The organism is Wolbachia endosymbiont of Listronotus oregonensis (assembly GCF_031205055.1).
GTDB lineage: Bacteria > Pseudomonadota > Alphaproteobacteria > Rickettsiales > Anaplasmataceae > Wolbachia.
This window is the reverse complement of sequence record NZ_CP102118.1, coordinates 389837-414471: the sequence shown is the minus strand read 5'-3', so window position 1 is coordinate 414471 and position 24635 is coordinate 389837. Positions and strand designations below refer to the sequence as shown.

The window sequence follows — 24635 nt, the reverse complement described above, 5'->3', positions numbered from 1 at the left end:
TTCTCCTTTTATAGAGAAAGTGATTTAGATTTTAAGTGTTATATTTAATAGCATTATATAGATTATTTATTAATATAGCATTATTCTAATATATACAACTGTAATATAAATGGATGAAAAGAATAAGTCATTGTGGAAAACACATATAGCTAAACTGACTTAGATTTACCGACAATTTGAAAAACAAAAATTCGTCATTCCGCTACTTGTTAGCGGAATCTATGCCGAGATACCGCGAATGAATCACGGTATGACGTAGGATTGCTGTCGTCCTGCTACGTGTTAGCGGATGAGATACCACGAATGAATCGCGGTATGACGGTTCGCGGCAGCATGACAATAAGCTCGTCATTCCGCTACGTGTTAGCGGGATCTATGCCAAGAGATACCGTGAATGAATCGCGGTATGACGGTTCGCGGCAGCATGACAATAAGCTCGTCATCCCGCTACGTGTTAGCGGGATCTATGCCAAGAGATACCGTGAATGAATCGCGGTATGACGTGTTGCTTGGGTCAGCTATAGTATAAATATACTAGGGATTATAGTTTTCTTATGCTGCCTTTTTGTTATTAGACAACCACAATATAAAGGGGTGAAACGGATGCAAACAGTAGTGCCTTTCTGCACCAAACGTATTACCTTTAACGAATAGTAAAATGTGAGATTTTTTGGAACTACCGTGGAGCAATTGCTCCACGGTTTCACTCTACTTAGAATCCACCCATGCCACCCATTTCTCCTGCGCCCATAGGAGATGAAGCATTTTCTTTGCTTGGTACATCAACTATCATAGATTCAGTAGTAATCAGCACACTCGCAACAGATATCGCTGTTTCAAAAGCAATACGCACCACTTTTGCTGGATCAATCACACCAGCTGTAAATGCATTAGCGTAATTCATAGCCTCAACGTTGTATATAAGCTCTTTATCATTCTGCTTAATCAAATAGTCAATGATAACAGCAGATTCAAGACCAGCATTTTTAACTAACCTTCTAATTGGAGCACTGAGAACTTTCTTAATAATGTTTATGCCTATTTGCTCTTCGTCACTTGCACCTTTTAATTTGTCGAGAACAGATGAAGCATAAAGAAGTGCAACTCCACCACCTGGAACTATGCCTTCTTCAATTGCAGCTCTTGTTGCATGCAGCGCATCTTCAACTCTATCTCTACGTTCTTTAACTTCCACTTCAGTTGCTCCACCAACTTTTAGCACAGCAACACCACCTGATAATTTCGCTAAACGTTCTCTTAGCTTTTCTTTATCATAATCAGAAGTTGAAGTTTCAATTTGAGATTTGATCTGCTCGATTCTAGCTTTCACACTGTCAGAATCGCTATTTTCGCTGACAACTGTGGTATTATCTTTAGTAATTTTAACATTTTTAGCAGTACCAAGATCATCAAGTGTCAGATCTTCCATCTTGATTCCAAGTTCATCTTTTATGACGTACTTAGCACCAGTCAAAGTTGCTATATCTTCGAGCATTTCCTTTCTTCTGTCACCAAAACCTGGAGCTTTTACTGCAGCAACTTTTAAACCACCACGCAATTTATTGATAACTAAAGTGCTTAATGCTTCACCTTCGATATCCTCTGCAATAATAACTAAAGGTTTACCAGATTTAACAACAGCTTCAAGAATAGGAAGTAAAGGTTGAATAATATTTAATTTTTTCTCTGTAATTAATAGATAAGGATTATCAAGCTCCACGATCATTTTTTCATTATTTGTAATAAAATACGGAGAAAGATAACCGCGATCAAATTGCATGCCAGTAGTCAGCTCAACTTCTAACTCTTTTGAACCTTTACTCTCTTCAACAGTTATTACACCCTCTTTTCCAACTTTTTTCACGGAATCAGCGATACTGTTACCTATATCCTTATCACCATTTGCAGAGATTATCGCAACTTGCGCTACTTCATCCATTTTCTCTAGAGAAATTGTACGAGACATTAATGCAATTTCCTTTAATATTACATCTTTTGCCTTCTGTATTCCGTTTTTAATACCAACACGATCGTTTCCAGCAGCAATTGATTTTGAAGCTTCCATGATCATGCTGCTAGTTAATATTGAGCACGTTGTTGTACCATCACCAACTTTGTCGTTACATTGAGAACAACTTTGGGCAAAGATGCTTGCTATTGCAGCATTTAGTGGTTTTTCAGGCTTGATACCCTTCATCACCTTATAACCATCTTTTGTAATTTCTGGTGCTCCATAGGGCTTATTAATCCCTACTGTTTTTCCTCTAGGTCCCGCAGTTATTGCTACCGTTGAATCCACTATTGCTGCGACTTCACGAAAGGCTTCTTGTAACTGCTCACCTGATACTACTACATTAGTCATTTTTATCACCTCTTGTTAATAAAAAATTTAGAAAACTATAATAAAACCATTTACAATGCGCCATGTTGCGCTTTGTTTCAATTTAGTAAAATAAAGACTGCTATTTAATGACAGCAAGTATATCGGACTCTTTCATCACGATAAGCTTTTCATCATTATGTTCTATTTCTGTACCAGCCCATTGACGATAGAACACTTTATCACCAGCCTTTACAGTTAAAGCTATGCGTTCGCCATTTGAGTTGCGTGAACCTTCACCAGTTGCTACAATTTCACCTTTAGTAGGTTTCTTTTCAGCACTTGATGGAAGCATAATTCCACCCTGCTTTTCCTCGCTAATAGGCTTGATCAGCACGCTATCATCCAATACATTTAAACTTATACTTGACATTTGCTTTTCCTCTCAACAAATTAACCTATAACTTTATATATATACTCGTAAGTTAGATTTCAAGGGCTGGAGCTTGTAAAATATGCACACCATATAAAATATGCACGCCAAAAGCAGTTTCTAAAAGAGCCTAATGTTATATAATAAAATTTAGGTTTATTTATAGAGATTTCATGAGTTATATACCATTCTTAAGTCGTGGTGTGATAGTGCTATATGGGCCTGACACTAGAGATTTTCTGCAGGGCATTATAACCAATGATATTAATAAGCTAGATAGCCAAAAAGCTATTTACTCTTTATTGCTTAGCCCTCAGGGAAAATACCTATATGATTTTTTTCTTATTGAATATGGTAGATATATTTTCTTAGAGTGCGAAAATGTGCACTTACAGCAAATAATCGAGAAACTAGATTTACTTAAAACTTATTTGAGAGTGAAAATTAAAGACATTAGTGCACTATATAAGGTTGGAGTTTTGTTTGATACTAAGTTGGCGGAGTGTAGTAGTAAGTCACAAGTTATTTTTCAAGATCCAAGGCACAAGCTGCTAGGAATGAGGATCATACATAAAGATGAAATAAAAGAACCGGTTGGAGATTTTATTCAGTATGAAAAAGTTAGAATTAAAAACCTTGTCCCAGATGGAGCAAAAGATATGGTACAAAATTCATCGTTCCCATTGCAATATTTAATCGATAAGGCAAACGGTATAAGCTTTAATAAGGGGTGTTACGTAGGTCAGGAAGTCGTAAATCGAATGAGCAGACAAGAAATATTCAGAAGAAAACTTTATCTTGTTGAGGGGGATAACGCACTTCCAGATATTGGCACTAAAGTGACAAATGAAAATAATGAGGAAATAGGGGAACTGCGCTCTAGTGTAGACAACATTGGACTTGCATTGCTTAATACTCAAAAAAGTCATGCAAATTTATATGTCGATGGGGTTAAGTGCGTTAAGACGTTGTATAATTAAAGTCTTAAGGTAGCGCATATAGAAACGAAAAACTTATTTTATGGCCTAGCGTCACGCACTAGAATGACATCATTTACGATGTAACATTTATTACTTTTGCAGATACAATTTACATGCTATAATTGAATCTTCATAGTTGGTAAATTGGAGTGCAAAGAAGTAAAATTAAAGTAGAAATAAAGAGATTATCACACGGAGAAGACTTGTCTCTTCCATGTTATGCAACTACGCAGAGTGCTGGTATGGATCTTTATGCTGCATTGAATGACTCTGCTGTTTTAAATCCACTTGAGAGATTACTTGTTCCAACTGGAATTGTGATTGCAATACCAAACGGTTTTGAGGGGCAAATCCGCCCACGTTCTGGTCTTGCTGCAAAACATGGAATCACTGTCTTAAATTCTCCGGGCACTATAGACTCTGATTATCGAGGTGAGGTGAAGATTTGCCTAATTAATCTAAGTAATCAGTCGTATGAGATAAAAAGAGGAGATAGAATTGCACAAATCCTTATTTCTCCTGTATCTCAGGTAATTTGGGATGACAGAGAAGAATTCTGCACAGAAGAAACCGGTCGCAATGCAGGGGGCTTTGGCTCAAGTGGCAGGTAATTTGCGAAAAAGCTTGACTATGACAGTTCTTTTATATACAATTTAAGCATATTAATATTTTATTAAATGAGGTCGTTTATGCTAACTTTCAAAAATCATCGAGGTCAGTTCCACAAAACAAACACTGCACTTGTTGCACTTACTTCTTTGTATGTCATAGGCGCAGCAGTAGCACTTTCAGCACCATATTGGGTGTCTTCAACTTCCATGCTAGCTCCACTTGCAGCTTTTGCAGCTACACCACTTGGAATGGGTGTTTTAGCATTTGTTGCTGTTGCACTGATTTGTTTAGCAGTATATGCCATCAGCAAAAATAACGAAATATCTGAGTTGAAAGCTCCGAAGATTGTTGTTGATGATAAACAAGCAGCATTGCTAGTAACAAAAGAGGTGTATGAGGAAATAAAAAAGAATAACCAAGTTAAAGATGAAAAAGATAAGATGAAAGGTAAATGTTATATAGACTTCAGCTTAGAAGGCAAGAACTACCGTATTATTGTTGGGTCTTTCAGTTCAGCAGGCAATACTTTATTATTAAGTATAAGTTCACTAGAAGTGAAAAACAAAGAAGGTGAGTTCGAGGCAGTAAATAAAACAGAGTGGAATAAAACATTAGGTTTAGACAAAGATGATGCTAAAGAGGTTAACACTTATTTAGGCTCACTTATTGTTGAACAAGTTGCTTCTGAAGAAAAAGCAAAAAGCTAGACAGCTAAGTATAAAAGAGGTAGATTAAGTCTGCCTCTTTATTTTTTAGTGTCAGTTACTTAAATTTATTATGGAAATTGCCTTAACTTTTATATAGTTGTGAGAAGCTGCTAAGGATTTTTATTTAATTTAACTGCATCTTTTGCCTTATCCAATAACCCATTAATAAAACCAATTTCGCTTGGTTTATCAAGTAAATCAGATGCAATGTTAGTATATTCATTAATGACAACTGGAACTGGCGTATCACAATTAGCTAACTCACATATTGCAACACGCAAGATAGATAAGCTTATAAGATTTAAACGTGAGAGGGACCAGCTTGGATGTAAATAAGACTCTATTATTTTATCATATTCTTCACTGCTTTTTATAACCTTATATAACAAGTTTTCTAAGAACTGATGTTCAAATTCTTCACATTCAAATATATCTTTCAACTTACTTATGTAGTTCTTAAGCTCACAATTTTCCAGTTTAAAAGTGCTTTTGTTGTAACCTACGAAAATATTTGAATAAGCAATTTGTACAGCAAGAAATCTTGCCGTACTTCTTTTTATGCGCCACTTTTTATCTACTGGTTTTTCCTCCATTATTTTAATTTATTGTGTAAATCTATCATATGCAAAACAGTTGAGGCTGCATGGCCACCAACGTTCTTTTTGTTTTTGTCAGCTCTAACTAGTGCTTTATCTTTGCTGTCAGCGGTAATTACGCCCATACCAAAGGGTATTGCATAATGCATAACAACCTCATTTAAACCTTCGATTACCCCTTTACAAACGTATTGATAATGATCAGTTTCACCGCGAATCACGCACCCAAGAGCTAAATAACCGTCATAATTAGCATTCTTGCTTTTTACTGCAAAGAGAATTGTAGCTGGTATCTCAAATGCACCAGGAACTTCAATTATGTCATAGCTTGCATGACTTTCTTTTAATCTATCGACTGCACCTTCAAGCAAAAGGTTTGCTATTTCAGCATAATAAATTGAATTAACTATTAGTATTTTCGACATTTACTACCACTTTTTTCGTTAAAAACAACTTTATTAATGATTGTTGAATTAAAGTTATAATATTACTAAATATCCAATATATTACCAGGCCGGCAGGAAAAGAAGAAAAAATAAAGACAGAAATGTAAGGTAAAAACTTCATAACATTTACTTGAATATCATCTTTATTGGTTTGATCTTTCTCACTTAGCTTCTGCTGAATTATCATGGTGGCACCGAAAATTATAGGTAAAATGCCTATAGAAATAGGAAAGTTATAATTAAACAACCCAAATAATGTAAAGATGTTCGTTGGGTCAGGAGCTGAAAGATCCTTAATCCATAAAAAAAAGGAGCATGTCTCATCTCTATAGTAACAAATAATACTTTATATAGAGCAAAAAATACCGGTATTTGTATTAGCATGGGAAAAATGCTCGACATTGGGTTTACATTGTTTCTCTTGAACAACGCAATTGTCTCTTTGTGCTGCTTTAAGCTGTCATTTTTATACAACTCTTTTATACGAGTTAATTCAGGCTGCAGGCTTTTCACCTTGAACATCGAAATATATGATCTATTAGATAAGGGAAGCATCAAAAGTTTGATTACTAAAGTCAGCAATAATATTGCTAAGCCAAAATTTTTTAAAACGAAGTTAAAATATTCAAGCAGTAAAAACACTGGCTTGGTTATAAAATAAAGAACACCAAAATCTACAGCTTTATCAAACAAAGGTATATTGAGAGTATCCTTATAAGAATCCAGTAAATTCAACTTTTTTGCTCCAGCAAAAAAATAATTCACATTAGAAACACTTGCGCCAGGAAGTATGCTCTTATAAGGTTTGACAAAATCTACTTGAAATTTATCAATATCATTAGCGTTAGTATGCTTAATGCTTACATTTATTTTATCGGATTTCTCAGGTATGATGGCTGTAAGCCAGTATTTATCAGCAAAACCAAACCAATTTTTTTCACTCGTGCTTGCTTTTATTAAATGTTTTTTGGAAATATCCTTATATGTCCACTCCTCTAGTTTATTATCAAATGCACCCAGTACTCCTTCATGGGATATCCAATAAGATTCGTTGATATTGTCACGTTTACGGTTAATTCTACCATAAGGAACCAAAACTACATTATCTTTTGTATTGTTTTCAATAATTTGCTCAACTTTAAACATGTAGTTATCGTCAAGGCTAATTTTCATTCTAAATAAAATGCCATTTTCATTATCCCAAAATAAATTGACCTCTTTTTGATTGAGTTTATCTGCTTGCCAGACTGCCTTAGAATCTGGAACTTTAATCTTTTCATTCGGATCGAGCCACCCAAATTCTGCGAAATATACATCTTTTGATTCTGCAGGTGACAGTAACACCACTTGTGGAGAAGAAGAACTCGGTTCTAAGTGGTAGTTAGTTAAGATTAAGTCATCAAACCTTGCACCTTTCAAAGAAATTGATCCTTTAATCATGTTATTGGTTAAACTAACCCTCTGTTCTCGAGTGGAATTAATAATTTCAGAACGATTTTGGTGTATTATAGGAGCAAGGTCGTTAAAAGATTCGATATGTTCAATATTTTCAATCAATGGCTGGTTGTGGTTTGCACTAAAAAAATTATCATAAATAATGCGCCAAGATACCATGATCAACATGGAAAGGATAGCTGCTAAAATTAAACTTTTTGCTTCTGACATGAAATTAAATCAAACATATCTTCTTAAAGTGTATATTAAATATTGTACTAAAACAATGAAATTTACTTATTTTTAATAATAACTTTTAACGCTAATCTTTAAAATTTATTTTAATAGCTTCAAATTTTAACAATATGAACGCGGTGAAAAATCTAGTTATTTGGTTACTAATAATAGCTGCCACTTCAATGCTTATTGATTCACAAAGGGACAAACTAAGCGACAGATTTCTCAGTACTTTTTTACCATATAAAGGGAGAATTCAGAATAGTGGTCAGAATAGTGGAAGTATCGAATTTACGAAATCATACGATGGACACTTTTATATTCAGGCTCAGGTCAATGATCGCAATATAACGTTTTTGCTTGATACCGGAGCAACCGATATTGTTCTATCACAAAAAGACGCATTACATGTTGGTATTAACTTACAAAACGTTCAGGATTTTAAAATATATGAAACTGCTAAAGGTCAAATAAAAGCTGGTGTTGTTCACATCCCTCAGGTTAAAATAGGGAATTTTTTAGTTAATGATGTACAGGCGAGCGTTAACACTCATTCTATGTCTCATTCACTACTTGGAATGAGCTTTTTAAGGTATTTTCATTTCACTATAAGAGATAATAAGTTGATATTATACCGCGACTAAACACTTCTACAATCTACTTATCAAAGCTCTGTAGGTTAATATAGGAGCAGAAATAAATATTGCAGAACAAGTGCCAATCAAAATACCAAAAAAAATGATCAAGCTGAAGTCTCTCACTGCATCTGTGCAGATTAATGTCAAAGGAAGAGCAGCAAGAAGGGTTGTACCCGAGGTTAATATAGTGCGAAATAATGTAGCGTTGATACTTGCATCTACTATCTCACTCATCCGCCCACTTTTACCACTCTTGCAATACTCTCGAATCCGATCGTATATAATTACTGAGTTATTGATTGAATAACCAATGACAGTGAGGAGAGCTGCAACTGATGAAATATTAAACTCAATGCCAGTTAGGCTAATAAAACCAACAGTTAAAATCACGTCATGAATCAGTGCTGTTATTCCACTGAATCCACATTGCCAATTAAATCTAAACCAAACGTAAAAAAATATTCCAACAATTGCGATCAACATGGATAACATTCCTTCAAATATTTGTGTTGAGCTTATTTGTGGGCCAACATAGTCTATTTTACGATAGCTTATTGAGCTACCTAGCTTTTCTTCTAGTATGCTTTTTATCTTTTTGATTTTATCTTCATCTCCTTCATCTTTAAAACGCATGACTAAATTATCACCCGCTTTTGAACTCTGCACTGTAAAACCATTTTCTTTTAATGCATCGAGAATAGAGTGATTCTCATCTGAAGATTTTATCTCTATCAAAATTCCGCCTGCAAAGTCTATGCCTAAGTTCACTCCACGCAGCACAACAGTGAGCATTGAAAAGATGATAAAAATAATGCTAACGAGTGCAGTCAAATCCCTATATTTACTAAACTTGATATTGAGGTTATCTGGAATGAGTCTAAGTGCCATGCTATTTACTTAAAATAATCACTTGAATTTTATATACTTTTCAAAAAATTCACTAGTTTATTCTGTGATTGGACTTCTCTGTCATCCGAGTAGCTGACACTGGTTCACTCTATAATGGTATCACAGCAGTCCTACGTCATACCGCTGCGGTATCTCTAGATCCCGCTAACAAGCAGCGGGATGACGGTTGTCAGGCTAGTACCCCTATGATGTCATCCCAGTGCTTGACACTGGGATCCAGAAGAAAGAATGGTGTCATGAAAGTAGCTGAGGTTTCCATCCAAAAGGGTGTCGTCCCAGTGCCCAGACTACTTGGATCCAGGAAACTTAACTCTACACTAAGTAAATGTACAATAAGAACTAGATTCCAGACTGGAATGACAGCGGTCCTACGTCATACCGCCGCGGATAGATCCCGCTAACAAGTAGCGGGATGACGAATTACTATACCGCCGCGAACCGTCATACCGCCACGAACCGTCATACCGCCGCGGTATCTCTAGATCCCGCTAACAAGCAGCGGGATGACGGTTGTCGTTTAGCTATAAATATTAAGGAATTTACCAAACAAAAAAAAGGCAAAAGAAGCCCTAGTCATTGTCTATTTTCAGTATTTGGCGTTTTTTAAGTCTTAAACACTGCAATTTAGCTGCTTTTAAGTGCAACTAACTTAAGCTATAAATGTTTAAGAAATTCACTAAGCAGAAAAAAAGGCAAAAGAAACCCCGCGTTAGCTAGTTGTCACTCTCTAATCCTGCAAATTGGCGTACTATACTGTCTTAAACGACTTATAAGCGCGTTTCAGCTTGTGTAGGTAAAAACCTAGAAATATTGTGAAGACATAAGGTGCACATAGTGCAAAAAATTAAAAATAAGACGCCAACTACGTTGTTTTCTTGCTGTTTAATCTGCACAGATGAAGATAACTGAATACCTTCAATACCATGATAAGGGCGCTGGCGGAGTTTGTCAAGGAAGTTTTTTCGTTATAGTATAAAGGAGTCCTATTAAAATCTTCTCAATAAAGGAAAAGCAGCAAGGAGCGAACCAAAAGCGATGAGGAAGGATCCAAGCCAGATTATAGACATTCCAGGTTTATAGTGCACTTTAGCTGCGATTTTGCTCTTACTCTTATCAATCTCACCGATTACAACATAAATATCAGAAAGCAAATTGTGGTAGATACTGCTTTCAACATTTTTCTGACCTTCCACAAGGTAAAATCTATATTCAGGGGTTATCTCACCCAATATCTTATTATTCAGCAAATTCCTGATATCCATTGTACCTCTCACTGCATGGAAATTTTTTTCTTTTATTAGCTCAATATTTCGTAAAGTAACTTTAAATTTATTGACTGTTATGCTATCCCCTATTTTTAAGTAATTTTCTTTTTTCTCCTGCCAACCAACTGAATAAGCTATACCAAGCACTAAAATTGCCACTCCAGCATGAGCTGCCATCATTGCATAGTAGGATTTAGAAACTTTTCTTGCTAATAAAATTGATTCACCAAATGCTACCTTAAATAAACAAATTCTTTTACTATATGCTTCTAAAACAAAGATTAATAATGCTATGGAGATAGTAATTGATAGCACAATTATTAGCTCCATGTGAAAGATAAACGGCAAAATAGCTGCAGCACTACAGAATGAAAATCTGTATTCACGAAATATTGGCAATAGACTATTTCCCTGCCAACGGCAGTATTGCCCGATCATGGTGAGCACTAGAATAGCCAGTGCAATAGGATTAAATAAAGAATTGTAATATGGTGCTCCAACTGAAATTAATTCACCGGTTAAATACTCAAGCACTGTAGGGTATAAAGTGCCAACGAACACGATGAAAAAGGCAGTAATAAATAATAAATTGTTCATCAGCATCATCGTAAGGCGTGAAAAGAATCTTCTACCCTCTGTCACTTGAGTAGCAGATTTCTTTCTGGATTCCAATGTCGAGCACTGGAAAGATGTGCGATTTTTTCTCGTAAACACTACAAATATTACTAAGCTACTGACTGTAATTACACCAAGTAGAGCTAATATATACAGTCCATACCTTGAGTCATCTGCAAACGTGTGCACTGAGGTGAGTATTCCTGAGCGGACTAGAAATGTTCCAGTTACACTCAATATAAAAGTTGTAAGCGTAAGTAAAATAGCGAAATTCCTTAAAGTATTGAAATTTCGTACACCGAGCAACAAATGTGTCAGCGCCACTGCAATTAGCCACGGTATCAAAGAAACGTTTTCCACTGGATCCCAAAACCAAAATCCACCCCACCCAAGTTCGCGATATGCCCACCAGCTACCCAAGCTGATGCCCAAAGTGAGCAGCGACCAAGAAATAAGTACCCAAGGCCTGACAATTTTAGCCCAAACATTTCCTTCAGTATTTGCAATTAATCCAGCTATAGAGAGCAAAAAGGAACGCTAAATCCAAGGTACCCCAAATATAATATCGGTGGATGAATAGCAAGGCCTATATCTTGCAATATCGGATTAAAACCCAATCCATCTTTTTCAACGCTTGGCATTTTAGTGAAGGGGCTGGATTCAAGTAAAGTGAACAGTAAAAAACAAAAGCAAATCAAGCCTTGGGTGATCAAGGATACTTTCTTCAATTTACTGTCGTTATCAGTAAAAATACCCATCAGAAATAGGTAAAAGGTAAGCACTAATGTCCAAAGCAACATAGACCCTTCTTTATTTCCCCAAACTCCACAAATCTTATAGATCAAAGGTTTTGTTGTGTGTGAGTGGTAATATACGTTTTCGAGTGAGAAATCATTTGTAATGTGGCAGTAGATCAAAATAGCCATTGATGTTGATACACAAAAAAATATGGCAGTGGTAATAAACCGACAAGAACTAAGCGGTAAAAACAAATATGTCAAAGACAATAAGCAGGCTATGAGTAGCAATATATTCCCAAGTTCAGGCATAAAAAATTATAGTTTTTATATAAACAATATTACTGATGACAAGTTAGAAGTTAAAGTGTTAATTGACGCTTGCTATTGATGCTAGCATAATGCCCCCGTAGTTAGCTGTGCTAGTATTAATTAAAAATTAAATATTAAATCTTTATACTTTTATAGATAGCGTTAATATTGAGGTAACATTGTGGGTACAACTAAGATTAGTAAATTTCCATTCAATATAAAAGGTAAAGTGGCAAAACAACATGCCGAACCAATAGTTGAAAAAAATCTCTATACTATTTTAGGATTCAAAAGTAGAGAAGATTTTGAAAATAAGACAAGTAAGCTTGTTAATAAAAAAGTTTGGCAATCATTTGTTGACTGCTTTGCAAAAGAAATAGATTATGCAGCAACTGAAAAAGTTGTAAAAAACATCGTTTGTAACATTGCAAAGAGTGATCAAGGTAATGCTTTTACCAAAACTGAACATCTGATATTAAATGAAAAGCAAGATAATAAAAAGAGAGAAAAAGCGATTAGAAAAACTGTTGGTATTTTGAGAAAAATCAATCCAGAAAAAGCCTTCAATGAACTTTCAGTAATAAAAAAACAAGCTGAAGATTTTTTACAAACCGATTTTTATAAAGCTCAGAGTAAACCACTTCAAGGATTTGCTCCATCTGGTGGACAGCTCTTTGCGGAAGTTCTGAAATATATAGAAACACTAGAAAAATTAGCTGAAGTTAAAAAGGAAGAGCTAGTTAAAGATTTCTTGTTAAATCATGTTAGTTCATTGAATAAAAAGTATCCTAAATCACAAGGCAAAAGGGAAGATGCTATAACAATACTATCAAGTAATGAGTTGAAGAATTTTTACAATAAAGGTGTAGAAGAAGGAATATTACAACCAATGGTATCTTACAAAGAATGCAGAAACCTGTATGACAAAATGAACCAAATGAAAAATGAATCCAAAAGTATAATTAAAAGAGAAGGACGGGAAGAAAATTTGAAGAAAATAGATAAGTCGATAGTCAGTGCAATTAATGACATAAAAAAACATAGAGAAGCAATCCTTAACTGTAAAGACTTTCAAAGTTCTTACATAAAAGAGAAAAAAGAACATCCATTTAGAGGCAACGCATGTCAAAAAATAATTGATATATATCAAGAGAGAATTGCTGGATATCAGGAGAAAATTCGTCAAAATTTAAACCAAATAAAAGCGATATTAAAAAGTGCGCCGCAAGAAATGGATGATGTGGAAGAATTAGAGGAAATAATCGATGGTATGCATGAAGCGAAGCAGTGTGATGAAAATTTTGACTCAGCTTTGATTTGTTTATCGAACATACAGAATGAGCTAGATATTCAACTGGAAAATCCTTCAACAGAGCTAAGAGTTTTTCATATTAACGTTAAAACTGAAGTAACTCGGTTATAAGAGCCAAATTTTTGGGACAATTTTAATTCAAGACAGCTCTCGCAACTTTAGTCTGCGTTTTTATTTGGTTGTATTTTGTTAAAAAAACTTTAGATTTATTTTATAATCGATACTCAAATATAATGACTCAAACTTGGAATTTGCTGCAAACAGGGCAAAAGGAAGGCTATAAAATTGCATATATTAATGCTCGTGTTATCGATCCCGAAACTAAGCTTGATATAAAAGGTTCATTATTGACTGAAGGGGATAAAATTGTTGACTTTGGTGAATCATTATTTTCAACAAGTGGGGTCGATGAAACAATAGACTGTAAAGGGCTTGTTCTAATGCCAGGCCTTATTGACATTCACGTACATTTTCGTGAACCAGGCCAAGAACATAAAGAAACTATATATACAGGCAGCAAATCTGCAGCTGCGGGAGGCGTTACAACTGTAGTTTGTCAGCCGAACACTGTTCCAGCAATTGATAGCGTTGTTTTGGCTAAATATTTGAAATATAGAGCACTTGAAACTTCACATGTAAACGTTGAATTTTACGCTAAAATTACCACTTCGGAAGAAAAGTTGACTGAAATGGCACTTTTAAAGGAAGCAGGTGCGGTTGGGTTCACTGATGATGGCATGCCAGTTATGAACCCAATGATTATGAGACAGGCGCTGCTTTATTCAAGTATGCTGGGTGTTCCTATTGCTCAACATGCAGAAGATTTAAATTTATCAGCAGGTGGTGCAATCAACGAAGGTAAAATTTCTGAAGAATTGGGAGTAAAGGGAATCTTGAGTGCGTCAGAATCGGTTATGGTAAATCGTGATATACTGCTCATGAAAGATATGGAAAATGTGCACTACCATATTCTACATGTCTCTTCAAAAGATTCACTTGATGCTATTAAACGTGCGAAAGATTTGGGATTAAATGTTACATGTGAAGTAACCCCTCATCACTTCACTTTGACTGAAAATATAGTAAAACAACATGGAGCAATTGCAAAAATGAACCCGCCGCTTCGCACTGAAGAAGATCGTTTAGCTATGGTTGAAGGTTTAAAGACAGGTGTGATTGATTGCATTGCAACCGATCACGCTCCGCATGATCGTAATTCTAAAGATCTTCCACTTGAAAATGCTGCATTTGGTATTGTTGGCCTTGAAACAATGCTGCCCCTTTCACTTGAACTTTACCACAGTGGGCAAATGGGTCTACTTGATGTGCTTGCAAAATTGACATATAAGCCTGCAGATATAATACACGTATCACGTGGTCGTATACAAAAAAACCTTGCTGCAGACTTAATTTTAGTTGACCTCAATCATGAATGGGAAATTAAAACTGACAACTTTGCTAGTAAATCAAAGAATTCCCCTTTCGATGGGCGCAAAGTAAAAGGGCACGTGGTACGTACTGTTGTGTCTGGCAAAACTATATACTCACAGAAAAGTTAGTTATCATACCTTATCTGTTCCAATTTGTTATCACCAGAATGGGCTAAGTGCACCTGAATTTAAATTAAGAAATATTAGCCAATTCCACTAGACTTCTTGCATAACCATATAATAAACTTTTATTGGGAATAGAAACGAAAAACTTCCTTGACAAACTCCGCCAGCTCCCTTATCATGAAACTGAAGCTAATTATTTACCTTCGCAATCTCTGCAGTGGATTAATAACAAAAAAACTTAATGTATTTGGCGTAAATCATGCTTAATTTTTTGCACTATGTGCACCTCATGTTTTTATAAAACTTTTAGGTTTCTACCTATACAAGCCGAAACGCGCTTATAAAGCGTTTAAGACAGCAAAAGACGTCAAATAGACAAGGGAGAATTTGAATACTAGCTACCTTAGGGTTTCTTTGCCTTTTTTTCCACTTAGTAAATTTCTTAATGTTTGTAATTTAGGTTAGTCGCATTTAAAAGCGGCTGAATCGCGGTTATTAAGCGTTTAGAAAAAAAACGCCAATATTTTGAAGTACATATAAATAACTAGTTAACCATGGGGCTTCTTTTGCCTTTTTTTTTATTCGGTAAATTTCTTAATATTTATGGCTAAACGACAATCGTCATCCCGCTGCTTGTTAGCGGGATCTATGTTAAGAGATACCGCGAATGAATCGCGGTATAACGGTTAAGTAGGGTGTCATCCCAGTGCCCAGACACTGGGATCCAGGAATTTTATTAAGTTGGTAAGCATAAAAATAGATGTTTTACGTTAAAATACAACGTTTTCGATGAGATTATATGGAAAACTGGATCCCAGTGTCAAGCACTGGGATGACAAAAAAAGGAGTACTGGAATGACAGCAGTCCTACGTCATACCGCGATTCATTCGCGGTATCTCAGCCGCTAACTGTTCTCCCTCGTCATACCGTCACGGTATCTCTAGATCCCGCTAACAAGCAGCGGGATGACGATTGTCGTTTAGCTATAAATATTTAAGAAATTTACCAAACGGAAAAAAAGGCAAAAGAAGCCCTGGTCATTGTCTATTTTCTGTATTGGCGTTTTTTTAAGTCTTAAACGCTGCAATTTAGCTGCTTTTAAGTGCAACTAACCTTAGCTTAAATGTTTAAGAAATTTACTAAGCAGAAAAAAAGGCAAAAGAAACCCCGTGTTAGCTAGTTGTCACTCTCTAATCCTGCAAATTGGCGTACTATACTGTCTTAAACGACTTATAAGCGCGTTTCAGCTTATATAGGTAAAAACCCAGAAATGTTGTGAAGACATAAGGTGCACATAGTGCAAAAAATTAAAAATAAGACGCCAACTACGTTGTTTTCTTGCTGTTTAATCTGCACAGATGAAGATAAATGAATACCTTCAGTTTCATGATAAGGGGGTTGGCGAAGGGTGTCAAGGAATTTTTATGCAAGAGATCCCATAAATTGGGTGTCATAATATGGCGGCTACATTAATTTTGGCGTGCGTGACCTTGAAAGATTGCAGTGCAATACTTAGATTATTAGGGTAGTAGGCAAATAATGGAGCTCAAAATGCATAACGTACAAGAAACTGAAAATTTAAAATTTGACGCTGAAGTAGGGAAAGTACTGAATATAGTGATTCATTCACTTTATACTAATAAGGACATTTTTCTGCGTGAGTTAATATCAAATGCATCGGATGCATGTGATAAATTGCGCTATGAATCTCAATCTAATTCAAATTTGCTAGATTCAAGTGATGAGTTAAAAATCACTATTAGCTCCAATAAAGATAAGAACGAGCTATATATCACTGATAATGGCATCGGAATGAACAGACAAGATTTAATAGATAACCTTGGTACAATTGCAAGCTCTGGTACGCAAAAGTTCTTAGATGCGATTAAAAATAGCAAGGATTCAAGCCAAGCTGTGGAGCTGATTGGGAAGTTTGGTGTTGGTTTTTACTCAAGCTTTATGGTTGCATCAGAAGTAATAGTAGAGTCAAGAAAAGCTGGAGAGGAGGAGTCTTGGGTCTGGAAATCCAAGGGAGATGGAGAGTATTCGATAAGTAAACTAGATAATCAAATTTCTCGTGGAACTAAAATTACACTCATTATGCGTCCTGAAGAGAATGAGTTTTTAGATAAATTTCGTGTTGAAAACATTGTCACTACTTACTCTGATCACATAAATTTTCCTGTTGAATTCATAAATGAAGAAGGAAAAAGTGAAAAGTTAAACAGTAAGGCTGCAATTTGGACTAAGCCAAAAAATGATGTTACTCAAGAGGAACACAATGATTTTTTCCGCAGTGTTGCTCACGTTGGCGGGGAGCCTTGGATGATATTGCATAATAAAAATGAAGGTGCAATAGAATATACAAATTTGCTTTATGTTCCCTCTATTAAACCTTTTGATTTATTTCATCCAGATAGACGTTGCTCTGTTAAGTTATATGTAAATAAAGTATTTATCACTGAAGATAACGTACAGATCATACCGCAGTATTTACGTTTTCTGAAAGGTATTGTTGATTCACCGGACTTGCCTCTTAATATCAGCAGAGAAACGCTGCAGAATAATCGTGTTGTTGAGCAAATCAGAAAATCCTTAACTAAACGCGCGATATCAGAGCTCGGTAAAAAGGCAAAAGAGAATTTAGAGGAATATACAAAATTCTGGACCAATTTTGGTGCAGTATTAAAAGAGGGTCTTTGTGAAGCTATGCCAACTGATGAGAGAGAAGCGCTACTCTCGATTTGCAGATTTCATAGCACTGGTGATGAGAAATTAGTCAGCATTGATGACTACATAAGCAGAATGAAGCCTGAGCAGGAACATATCTATTATCTCACCGGGAATAGCCTCGATTCAGTGAAAAACAGTCCGCAACTTGAGGGATTCGTCAGTAAAGGACTAGAAGTGCTCCTATTTGTTGATCCAGTTGATGATTTCTGGACTAGCGTGATTCATGAATATAAAGATCAAAAATTTAAGTCTGTGACCCGCGCTGATGTTGATTTGGAAAAATTCTCTTCAGAAGAAGATAAAAAAGATGAGGAAAATAAGCAAGATGAAGAAAAGACTGAAGAAAATACGGACTCTATACTGCAATATTTCACCAAGGTTCTTGGCAATTCAGTGAAAAGCGTGAAAATCTCAAAAAAACTGACTGACAGCCCTGTATGTCTAGCAGTTGATGAAGGTGCTATGGATCTTCGCATGGAGCGTTTTTTGCGTGAACAAAAGCAGCTAAATTACCACACGCCAAAGGTACTGGAAATTAACACTAAGCATCCTGTAATAAAAAGCATAATGAAATCTCACGCTGAAAATGGTGAAAACCCAACATTGGAAGACATGATTCATTTATTATTTTACCAAGCTTGCATCGTGGAAGGTGAAGAGATGGATGATGTAAGTCTGTTTGCTAAGAGAGTTAATAATTTGCTTGGCAAGATTGTTGTCTAATACTATACTAGATTAGTTATTTATGTGAGGTAATATATAATTAATCTACTTAGAAAACCTATTCCACAAACAGCAGGTGTTACAGGAAAAGGTAAAAGCAGGAATAATTCTAGGAATCTAACTAAAATTGCAGGATTTAACCAAAAGAAGTTATTAGAGATGATCAACTTCGCTATGGTAGGCTATTATGTTAGTGATTGTGGTTGTAAAAACAATGAGTTTGTTAAGCTAAAGAAAGGAGGATATAAAACTCCTGCTCAACTTGAGAAAGAGGGTTACAAAGTTGTTCAATTTCATGGCATTATTTCTGACCAAGAAGTTCGACATACTGGTTATGTTTTCATAAGGGGTAAGGAAGTAACTATAGCATACCGCGGTACTTGTAATTCTTATGACTTCAAGAGAGATGTTGAAATACCTTTAATTCGTCAATATGAACTTCTGCCCAAAGGTGGTAAAATTCACCTAGGCTTCTACTCCGTATTTGAAAATTCCTGGGAGAGCCTTTACGGGATATTAAAAGGATATGCTAACGATCAAGGATTAGAAATCAGAGATTTAAAAATTAATCTTACAGGTCACAGCATGGGAGGTGCTGTCGCTAACATAGCTGCTCTATGTTTAAGTGTAACAGAGGATGCAAAAGATTTGCATATTGCAACTTTTGGTGCACCAAGGGTTTTTAACCGTAATGCTGCTAAAGTCTGTAATGAGCTCTTCGGAAGAAAGACTATTAGAGTAGTTGATCGATCAGATTCCATACCTTCATTACCACCTAATTTTATGGGCTATAAACATGTAGGCAAACAATTAAAAATAGGAAGACATTCCGTGCCGGCGCTACATGACCACAAATTGGAAGTTTATCATGATCTTATTTTAAAAATAAAGCCAAAAAATTTTAAGTCGGATAATAATACATCTGCAACATGCTACATCCTTTCCCGGACTGCTAGGGAAGTGTATGATGTACTAACTGTACCCAGTTGTCTTATTCCAAGCACCCATTCAAGTAGCGATAAACAATATTTTGAACGAGTGAAAGATCAACATAAGAATGCTTCATTCTCTGAAATAATTAATATATATTCTGAGCTCAGCAATAGAAATGATAAATTTCTTGACAAAGATAGAAGAAATGGTATTATGGGTGACATAAGGGCTTCAATAAAGAAGCCCAGAGGCAATTATAATAAGGAGGGTGTAATGACCAAATTTAAAGAACAAAGTGAAAAGTCAGTCAGTTTGGGAGGAGGACTTCCTAATATTGACAATTTGACTAATTCTAAAGGAGGATCGACGATCAATTTGAGGGAACAAAACAAAAGGGATGAGACTAGTTTGGTAGAATCGTTTGAAAAATGGGCCAATTCGGGGGAAATTTTTGATATTGGCAGTCCGAATAATCTTGAAGAAGGTGAAAAGACTGTGGTTGAACGTGTAGAATATTTTAACAAGTATTTGAACAATCCTAAACCTAGTAAGCACACCCGTCTAGGAGTACCTACTATGGGTGTCAATCAGGTCCATTTAAAACAAAGTAAAAAGAAGTCAGTCAGTTTGGGAGGAGGACTTTCCGATGTTAATATTTTGACCAATTCGGGAATAGAAACTCCTGATGCTGACAAGTCGACCAACTCTAAAGAGGAGAGACAAAGTAAAAAGGGGTCGGTTCAGAAAAGACTTTCTAATTTTTTCCGTCCTAAAAAAAAGACACAAAGTAATGAAAGGTCGACCAGTTTGAGAGAACTTTTTACTCTTCGAGAAACGATAAATGAGGCCGAGGCAGAAATTAATGGTTTGCAGGGCGAGGAAAAGAATCAACAAGAAAGCAAACTTAAAGAAATTAAGGAATTGTTTCCGTTTTCTAGGATTCAAACTAACCAAGGAAAGGCCATAGAAGAAATTCTTTGTAATGTTCTTGAGAGTGTTGATCTTGAGACAGTAAAACTTATAGTGGGACAGAAAAAAATTTATATAACTGCATCTGCTGAATTTGCTTTACGGGAAGCATTAAGCAAAGCCAAGACAAAAGTTGCTAGTTTAGAGGGCGAGGAGAAAAGTAAACAAGGAGGCAAACTCAGAGAGATTGTGAAACTTCTTAGTGAATGGCTTGTAATTCAAAATGATCATGCACCATCAGTAAGTGATGAGCTAGATTCTTCAAGTAAAGATGTTAGTGATACTACAGGTACTCTTGCTAATCAGTCTACTGAATACATAACACTACAAACAAGTGATACGCCAGATTCCTCAAGTGATGAGGAGGATAATCACCAGCGTGAAAGTGAAGATAATCCACAACCAGAAACTTTAGTTAACGATACAAACACCTTGGATGATAATGCTAGTCTCTCAAGCAGTGATGAGCATAGCAGCACCTCTTCAAATGCTGGCGATGTGTCTACAACTGAAGATATTACTGACAATGAAGAGCCTGTGGTAACTACAACAGATAGTAAAGAGGGTAATGATCAACCTACAGGTAAAGGTGATTCACAAGGTCCGCAGATTATTGTCATCGGTAATTCTAATAACGTAGTTGTTGAAGATAACGATGTTGAAACGCACCCACAAAGTACAAAAAGTAGTAAGCTGCCTGTTATAGCTGCTTCTGCACTAGCACTAGCTGGAGTTGCTTCGGGAGCGGCTATTGTAGTTTGCCTAGAGATGTTAGCAGTGGGAATAGCAGTTGGAGCTTGTTGTTTAGTTGCTGCTGTAATCATATATTGCTGTAACAGACCTTCAAGTTCACTTGAGGGTGGTAATGTTGAACCTGTAGCTAACAGAAAGTTTGTTGAAACAGTAAGTTGAAGAATAAATATTGTAGTTTACCATTTAATAATTTATTATAATTATATTAATTATTAGCGAATGAAAACTTGGTAAACTACGAAGAAATATTCTTAAACAAAATCAAAGATATAAAAGATGAGGGGCGCTACCGTGAATTTATGCACTTTGCGTCATTGCCAGGTAGGCTCCCCCACATTATGGACTATGAAAGAAATAGGGAAGTAATAGTCTGGTGCAGTAATAACTATTTAGGAATGTCACAAAATGAGAAAGTTATTGCCGCTATTCAAAATTCATCAATTGGTGCGGGGGAACAAGAAATATATCTGGTACAACAAAAGAGGTTGTAGAACTGGAAAAATCCTTAGCTTGTTTGCATAAAAAAGAGGCTGCTTTAACTTTTGCTTGTGGCTACCTTGCTAACCAGACAACACTTAGCACTTTATCGTCTATTATCCCAAATGTAGTAATTTTTTCAGACGAGAAGAACCATTCTTCAATGATAGAAGGCATAAAATCAGGAAAAAGACCAAAACATATATTTAAACACAATGATGTTGATCACTTAGAGCAGTTGTTAAAGTCCGTAGACACAAAAACACCAAAGATAATAGCACTTGAATCCGTATATTCAATGGATGGCGATATAGCGCCGCTTGAAGCGATATGCGATCTTGCAGATCAACATAATGCAATCACCTATTTGGACGAGGTGCACGCAGTTGGCATGTATGGTTCACATGGTGGCGGAATTGCAGAAAGAGAAGGCCTGATGGATAGAATAACCGTCATTCAAGGTACACTATCGAAGGCTTTTGGAGTGATGGGTGGGTATATAGCGTCTTCAAAGAGCTTGGTAGATGTAATAAGAAGTTCCGCTCCAGGATTTATTTTCACCACTGCTATGTCGCCTGTTTTAGCAGCGGCAGCAAAGGCAAGCGTTGAACACCTAAAATCGAGCAACATTGAAAGGGAAAAGCAAAAGCAAGTCGTTGAAAAAGTAAAAAACTCACTGAGAAATACAGGAATTAACTTCATTCCAACAGAAACTCATATAATTCCAATAATAATTGGCGACCCAGAGTTATCCAAAGGAGCATCAAAATTATTATTTGATGAGCATGGAATATACGTTCAACATATAAATTATCCAACAGTGCCAAGAGGAACTGAGCGTTTCCGTATTACCCCTACACCTTATCATACTGATGAAATGATAGAACATTTAACAGAATCTCTTGTAAAAGTTTTTGAGAAGTTGTCTATCTCTGTAGCCTGTTTATGCTATAGCTAGTACAGCCCTACGTCATACCGCGATTTATTCGCGGTATCTCAGCATGGATTCCGCTAACAAGTAGCGGAATGACGAGTTTTACGCTTATCAAATTGTAGGTAAACATAAATTACTTTAGCTATAGTTTTATATCTCCAGCAATGATTAGCCCGTTGTCTTCCGTTAGCCTTCCACCGCTTTCTTGCAGAAAAAGTCTACCGAGCAAGGCTTTATATTTGTTAATTCCAGAGTAAATTATTCCACTGTGCCTTCCTGCTGCAAGGTACGCAAAGCCTAAAATTGTTGAACCGATGGAGCGTACATTACTATTGCCAGGCAGCAATTTATTTAATAAATTACCACTTACATCTATTAGACCCCCTTCACGGCTTTTCACCCGCATTTTTATATGACGAGATCTAAAATCCTCAAGAAAAGCACCTTTCTTTTCTTCTGCCCAAAAAGTTTCTCTAAGAGCCGGAGCATCAATTACAGCTGCCACAACTTTATTTTTATGAATGAGACAGACTGATACTGCAAAATAAACCATGCAACTAGAAAAGTTCTCCCTGCCCTCTATAGGCATAATAAACCAAGTGTAACCGTTATCTTTTATTTCTTGGTCAGTATCATCTTCGGAAATAAACCCATAGTCTCGTTTGTAGTCGTGCAAGCAATCGTATATGGTTTGCTTGGATTTTGAATAAGTTTTATTAATGAAGTCTGCTGATTTAACATTAGAAATTTGCAATTCATTAAAATCGCGCATAAGCTGCCTGGAAGCACTACGCACAGAATCAAGCATCACATTAATTCGTGGTGATGAGATGGACATTCTTCCTTTTACTCTTTCACTCTTTCATAATAGCTGTCATCTGGAGTATATACTACAATTTTATCCTCTTCTTTTATAAACTGAGGCACGTTAACGCGCATTCCGTTTTCTAAAATTGCAGGCTTATAAGAAGCAGTAGCAGTTTGTCCTTTAATAACAGACTCTGTTTCTTTCACAGCAAGTGTAACATAATCAGGTACATGCGCAGAAATTATTTTGTCTTGATAAGTTACTACTTTAATTTTCATATTATCTTGCAAATAAATCTTTTTTTCTCCCAATAAGTCCAAATTTATAGTGATTTGCTCGTAATTACTTGGATGCATAAGATTTACAATGTTTCCTTCAGTGAAAAGGTAAACATACTCCTCTTCATCTAAAATTGCTCTTCTGATTGTTGCATCAGAGCGAAATCTTTCATAGTGTTTTGCTCCGGTTTTAATGTTTTTCATTTCAGCTTGTATGTATGCACCACCTTTACCAGGTTGAGTATGCATAATACCTACAACCAAAAATAATCCGCCGTTATGTTCCAACACCTGACCTGGTCTGATATCGTTAGCTCTTTCTGCCATAATTACATTTTCAGTTCGATCTTACAATTATAAATAGCTTTATATAAATATCAAAGTCTTTATTAGTCAATAAATTCTGGCATATTGAGCACCATATACCTCTCCTTCATGTTTATGTGCGGAAACATTTCTTTGGTAAAAGACAGCATAATGCGTTTTTTTGTGCTGATAACTAAAATTTCTAATGTATCCCCTGAGCCGAAATTATATATAGATTTTACATTGCCATATAATTCATTACTTTCCAGCCTTACTTCCATATCTACAAGGTCACTTTGATAAAATTCATTCTCATCATTTAGCTTCGGTAGCTTGCTTCTTTCTATATACAGCTTCTTATTCCTTAAAAGCTCTGCTTCATTACGGGAATTTACTCCGCTGATTGTAGCTATTACTAGATTATCACCTATGACGGATACTAAGTCTATTTTATAATTCTCATCACCACTTATTAGCTCACCATATAAGGAGATATTTTCAGGTTTTTCGGTAAAAGTTTTTAATTTAACAGCTCCTTTAATTCCGTGAGGAGAAGTAATCATTCCGAGGCATACCAGATTGTCGTTCATATTAAGATGATAACTAATGTT

Annotated in this window: 20 protein-coding genes and 3 pseudogenes; 13 read left to right on the top strand and 10 right to left on the bottom strand. The window is 35.8% G+C overall.

Going from position 1 to position 24635, the window contains the following annotated elements; genetic code table 11:
• Positions 1-279: 279 nt before the first annotated feature.
• Positions 280-489 (top strand): hypothetical protein, encoded by a 210-nt coding sequence (locus tag NMD99_RS02120; protein WP_309166585.1) that lies wholly within the window; start codon positions 280-282, stop codon positions 487-489.
• Positions 490-712: 223 nt separating this feature from the next.
• On the opposite strand, the gene groL is transcribed toward NMD99_RS02120, so the two are convergent.
• Positions 713-2362, bottom strand: a complete 1650-nt coding sequence (gene groL, locus NMD99_RS02115; protein ID WP_309166584.1) for a chaperonin GroEL — start codon at positions 2360-2362, stop codon at positions 713-715.
• Between the two features lie 100 nt (positions 2363-2462).
• Positions 2463-2753, bottom strand: coding sequence for a co-chaperone GroES (locus NMD99_RS02110; protein WP_373457551.1), 291 nt, complete (start codon positions 2751-2753; stop codon positions 2463-2465).
• Positions 2754-2926: 173 nt separating this feature from the next.
• Here NMD99_RS02110 and ygfZ point away from each other — a divergent pair, with 173 nt between their 5' ends.
• The 3 genes from ygfZ (at position 2927) to NMD99_RS02095 (ending at position 5052) form a co-directional block, all read left to right on the top strand.
• Positions 2927-3733: a CAF17-like 4Fe-4S cluster assembly/insertion protein YgfZ gene (gene ygfZ, locus NMD99_RS02105; RefSeq protein WP_253309649.1), complete on the top strand. Its 807-nt coding sequence runs from the start codon at positions 2927-2929 to the stop codon at positions 3731-3733.
• A gap of 149 nt (positions 3734-3882) precedes the next feature.
• Complete coding sequence (dut, locus tag NMD99_RS02100; protein WP_264688252.1) at positions 3883-4344, top strand: dUTP diphosphatase; 462 nt, start codon at positions 3883-3885, stop codon at positions 4342-4344.
• 78 nt (positions 4345-4422) lie between these two features.
• Positions 4423-5052, top strand: a complete 630-nt coding sequence (locus tag NMD99_RS02095; RefSeq protein WP_264688253.1) for a hypothetical protein — start codon at positions 4423-4425, stop codon at positions 5050-5052.
• Between the two features lie 110 nt (positions 5053-5162).
• Here NMD99_RS02095 and nusB read toward each other — a convergent pair whose 3' ends face one another.
• The 3 genes and pseudogenes from nusB to yidC all read right to left on the bottom strand — a co-directional run bounded on the left by nusB (position 5163) and on the right by yidC (position 7759).
• A complete protein-coding gene (gene nusB, locus NMD99_RS02090; protein WP_264688254.1) occupies positions 5163-5645 on the bottom strand; it encodes a transcription antitermination factor NusB in 483 nt (160 codons plus the stop codon).
• Positions 5645-6073, bottom strand: coding sequence for a 6,7-dimethyl-8-ribityllumazine synthase (locus tag NMD99_RS02085; protein ID WP_253309653.1), 429 nt, complete (start codon positions 6071-6073; stop codon positions 5645-5647). Before NMD99_RS02085 ends, nusB begins: the two co-directional genes overlap by 1 nt.
• Positions 6051-7759, bottom strand: a pseudogene (gene yidC, locus NMD99_RS02080) (membrane protein insertase YidC). The gene NMD99_RS02085 and the pseudogene yidC overlap by 23 nt, the downstream one beginning before the upstream one ends.
• Positions 7760-7893: 134 nt before the next feature.
• On the opposite strand from yidC, the gene NMD99_RS02075 reads away from it, so the two are divergent.
• Complete coding sequence (locus NMD99_RS02075; RefSeq protein WP_182182693.1) at positions 7894-8409, top strand: TIGR02281 family clan AA aspartic protease; 516 nt, start codon at positions 7894-7896, stop codon at positions 8407-8409.
• A gap of 6 nt (positions 8410-8415) precedes the next feature.
• Here NMD99_RS02075 and secF read toward each other — a convergent pair whose 3' ends face one another.
• Entirely contained in the window at positions 8416-9291 is an 876-nt protein-coding gene (gene secF, locus NMD99_RS02070; protein WP_265044950.1) for a protein translocase subunit SecF, read from the bottom strand.
• 209 nt (positions 9292-9500) lie between these two features.
• On the opposite strand from secF, the gene NMD99_RS02065 reads away from it, so the two are divergent.
• Both NMD99_RS02065 and NMD99_RS02060 read left to right on the top strand, forming a co-directional pair.
• Positions 9501-9713 carry a hypothetical protein gene (locus tag NMD99_RS02065; protein WP_309166580.1) on the top strand — a complete coding sequence of 71 codons (213 nt, stop codon included), beginning with the start codon at positions 9501-9503 and terminating at the stop codon, positions 9711-9713.
• 11 nt (positions 9714-9724) lie between these two features.
• Entirely contained in the window at positions 9725-9919 is a 195-nt protein-coding gene (locus NMD99_RS02060; protein WP_309166579.1) for a hypothetical protein, read from the top strand.
• A gap of 379 nt (positions 9920-10298) precedes the next feature.
• Here NMD99_RS02060 and NMD99_RS02055 read toward each other — a convergent pair.
• Positions 10299-12184 (bottom strand): annotated as a pseudogene (locus tag NMD99_RS02055) (heme lyase CcmF/NrfE family subunit).
• On the opposite strand from NMD99_RS02055, the gene NMD99_RS02050 reads away from it, so the two are divergent.
• The 6 genes and pseudogenes from NMD99_RS02050 (at position 12141) to hemA (ending at position 22656) form a co-directional block, all read left to right on the top strand.
• Positions 12141-12320 (top strand): hypothetical protein, encoded by a 180-nt coding sequence (locus tag NMD99_RS02050; RefSeq protein ID WP_253302580.1) that lies wholly within the window; start codon positions 12141-12143, stop codon positions 12318-12320. The pseudogene NMD99_RS02055 and the gene NMD99_RS02050 overlap by 44 nt on opposite strands.
• A gap of 102 nt (positions 12321-12422) precedes the next feature.
• Complete coding sequence (locus tag NMD99_RS02045; protein WP_265016776.1) at positions 12423-13664, top strand: hypothetical protein; 1242 nt, start codon at positions 12423-12425, stop codon at positions 13662-13664.
• Positions 13665-13786: 122 nt separating this feature from the next.
• Positions 13787-15112 carry a dihydroorotase gene (locus NMD99_RS02040; protein ID WP_264688260.1) on the top strand — a complete coding sequence of 442 codons (1326 nt, stop codon included), beginning with the start codon at positions 13787-13789 and terminating at the stop codon, positions 15110-15112.
• 1549 nt (positions 15113-16661) lie between these two features.
• Positions 16662-18566, top strand: a complete 1905-nt coding sequence (gene htpG / locus NMD99_RS02035) for a molecular chaperone HtpG (protein WP_309166578.1) — start codon at positions 16662-16664, stop codon at positions 18564-18566.
• Positions 18567-18725: 159 nt separating this feature from the next.
• Positions 18726-21380 (top strand): lipase family protein, encoded by a 2655-nt coding sequence (locus tag NMD99_RS02030; RefSeq protein WP_265016507.1) that lies wholly within the window; start codon positions 18726-18728, stop codon positions 21378-21380.
• Positions 21381-21448: 68 nt separating this feature from the next.
• Positions 21449-22656: pseudogene (gene hemA / locus NMD99_RS02025) on the top strand (5-aminolevulinate synthase).
• Between the two features lie 118 nt (positions 22657-22774).
• Here the strand turns inward: hemA and NMD99_RS02020 are convergent.
• From NMD99_RS02020 to rimM, 3 genes are all read right to left on the bottom strand, one after another.
• Complete coding sequence (locus NMD99_RS02020; RefSeq protein WP_264736261.1) at positions 22775-23470, bottom strand: inositol monophosphatase family protein; 696 nt, start codon at positions 23468-23470, stop codon at positions 22775-22777.
• 8 nt (positions 23471-23478) lie between these two features.
• Positions 23479-24045 carry an elongation factor P gene (gene efp / locus NMD99_RS02015; protein ID WP_253307236.1) on the bottom strand — a complete coding sequence of 189 codons (567 nt, stop codon included), beginning with the start codon at positions 24043-24045 and terminating at the stop codon, positions 23479-23481.
• 62 nt (positions 24046-24107) lie between these two features.
• Positions 24108-24614, bottom strand: a complete 507-nt coding sequence (gene rimM / locus NMD99_RS02010) for a ribosome maturation factor RimM (RefSeq protein ID WP_309166576.1) — start codon at positions 24612-24614, stop codon at positions 24108-24110.
• Positions 24615-24635 lie beyond the last annotated feature (21 nt).

Coding starts and splice junctions, on each gene's coding strand:
- groL (WP_309166584.1), bottom strand. CDS start 2,362: ATGACTAATGTAGTAGTATCAGGTGAGCAGTTACAAGAAGCCTTTCGT.
- ygfZ (WP_253309649.1), top strand. CDS start 2,927: ATGAGTTATATACCATTCTTAAGTCGTGGTGTGATAGTGCTATATGGG.
- efp (WP_253307236.1), bottom strand. CDS start 24,045: ATGGCAGAAAGAGCTAACGATATCAGACCAGGTCAGGTGTTGGAACAT.
- secF (WP_265044950.1), bottom strand. CDS start 9,291: ATGGCACTTAGACTCATTCCAGATAACCTCAATATCAAGTTTAGTAAA.
- NMD99_RS02075 (WP_182182693.1), top strand. CDS start 7,894: ATGAACGCGGTGAAAAATCTAGTTATTTGGTTACTAATAATAGCTGCC.
- NMD99_RS02110 (WP_373457551.1), bottom strand. CDS start 2,753: ATGTCAAGTATAAGTTTAAATGTATTGGATGATAGCGTGCTGATCAAG.
- NMD99_RS02065 (WP_309166580.1), top strand. CDS start 9,501: ATGTCATCCCAGTGCTTGACACTGGGATCCAGAAGAAAGAATGGTGTC.
- NMD99_RS02030 (WP_265016507.1), top strand. CDS start 18,726: ATGATCAACTTCGCTATGGTAGGCTATTATGTTAGTGATTGTGGTTGT.
- NMD99_RS02060 (WP_309166579.1), top strand. CDS start 9,725: ATGACGAATTACTATACCGCCGCGAACCGTCATACCGCCACGAACCGT.
- NMD99_RS02085 (WP_253309653.1), bottom strand. CDS start 6,073: ATGTCGAAAATACTAATAGTTAATTCAATTTATTATGCTGAAATAGCA.
- NMD99_RS02040 (WP_264688260.1), top strand. CDS start 13,787: ATGACTCAAACTTGGAATTTGCTGCAAACAGGGCAAAAGGAAGGCTAT.
- htpG (WP_309166578.1), top strand. CDS start 16,662: ATGCATAACGTACAAGAAACTGAAAATTTAAAATTTGACGCTGAAGTA.
- NMD99_RS02020 (WP_264736261.1), bottom strand. CDS start 23,470: ATGTCCATCTCATCACCACGAATTAATGTGATGCTTGATTCTGTGCGT.
- NMD99_RS02050 (WP_253302580.1), top strand. CDS start 12,141: ATGGCAGTGGTAATAAACCGACAAGAACTAAGCGGTAAAAACAAATAT.
- rimM (WP_309166576.1), bottom strand. CDS start 24,614: ATGAACGACAATCTGGTATGCCTCGGAATGATTACTTCTCCTCACGGA.
- NMD99_RS02095 (WP_264688253.1), top strand. CDS start 4,423: ATGCTAACTTTCAAAAATCATCGAGGTCAGTTCCACAAAACAAACACT.
- nusB (WP_264688254.1), bottom strand. CDS start 5,645: ATGGAGGAAAAACCAGTAGATAAAAAGTGGCGCATAAAAAGAAGTACG.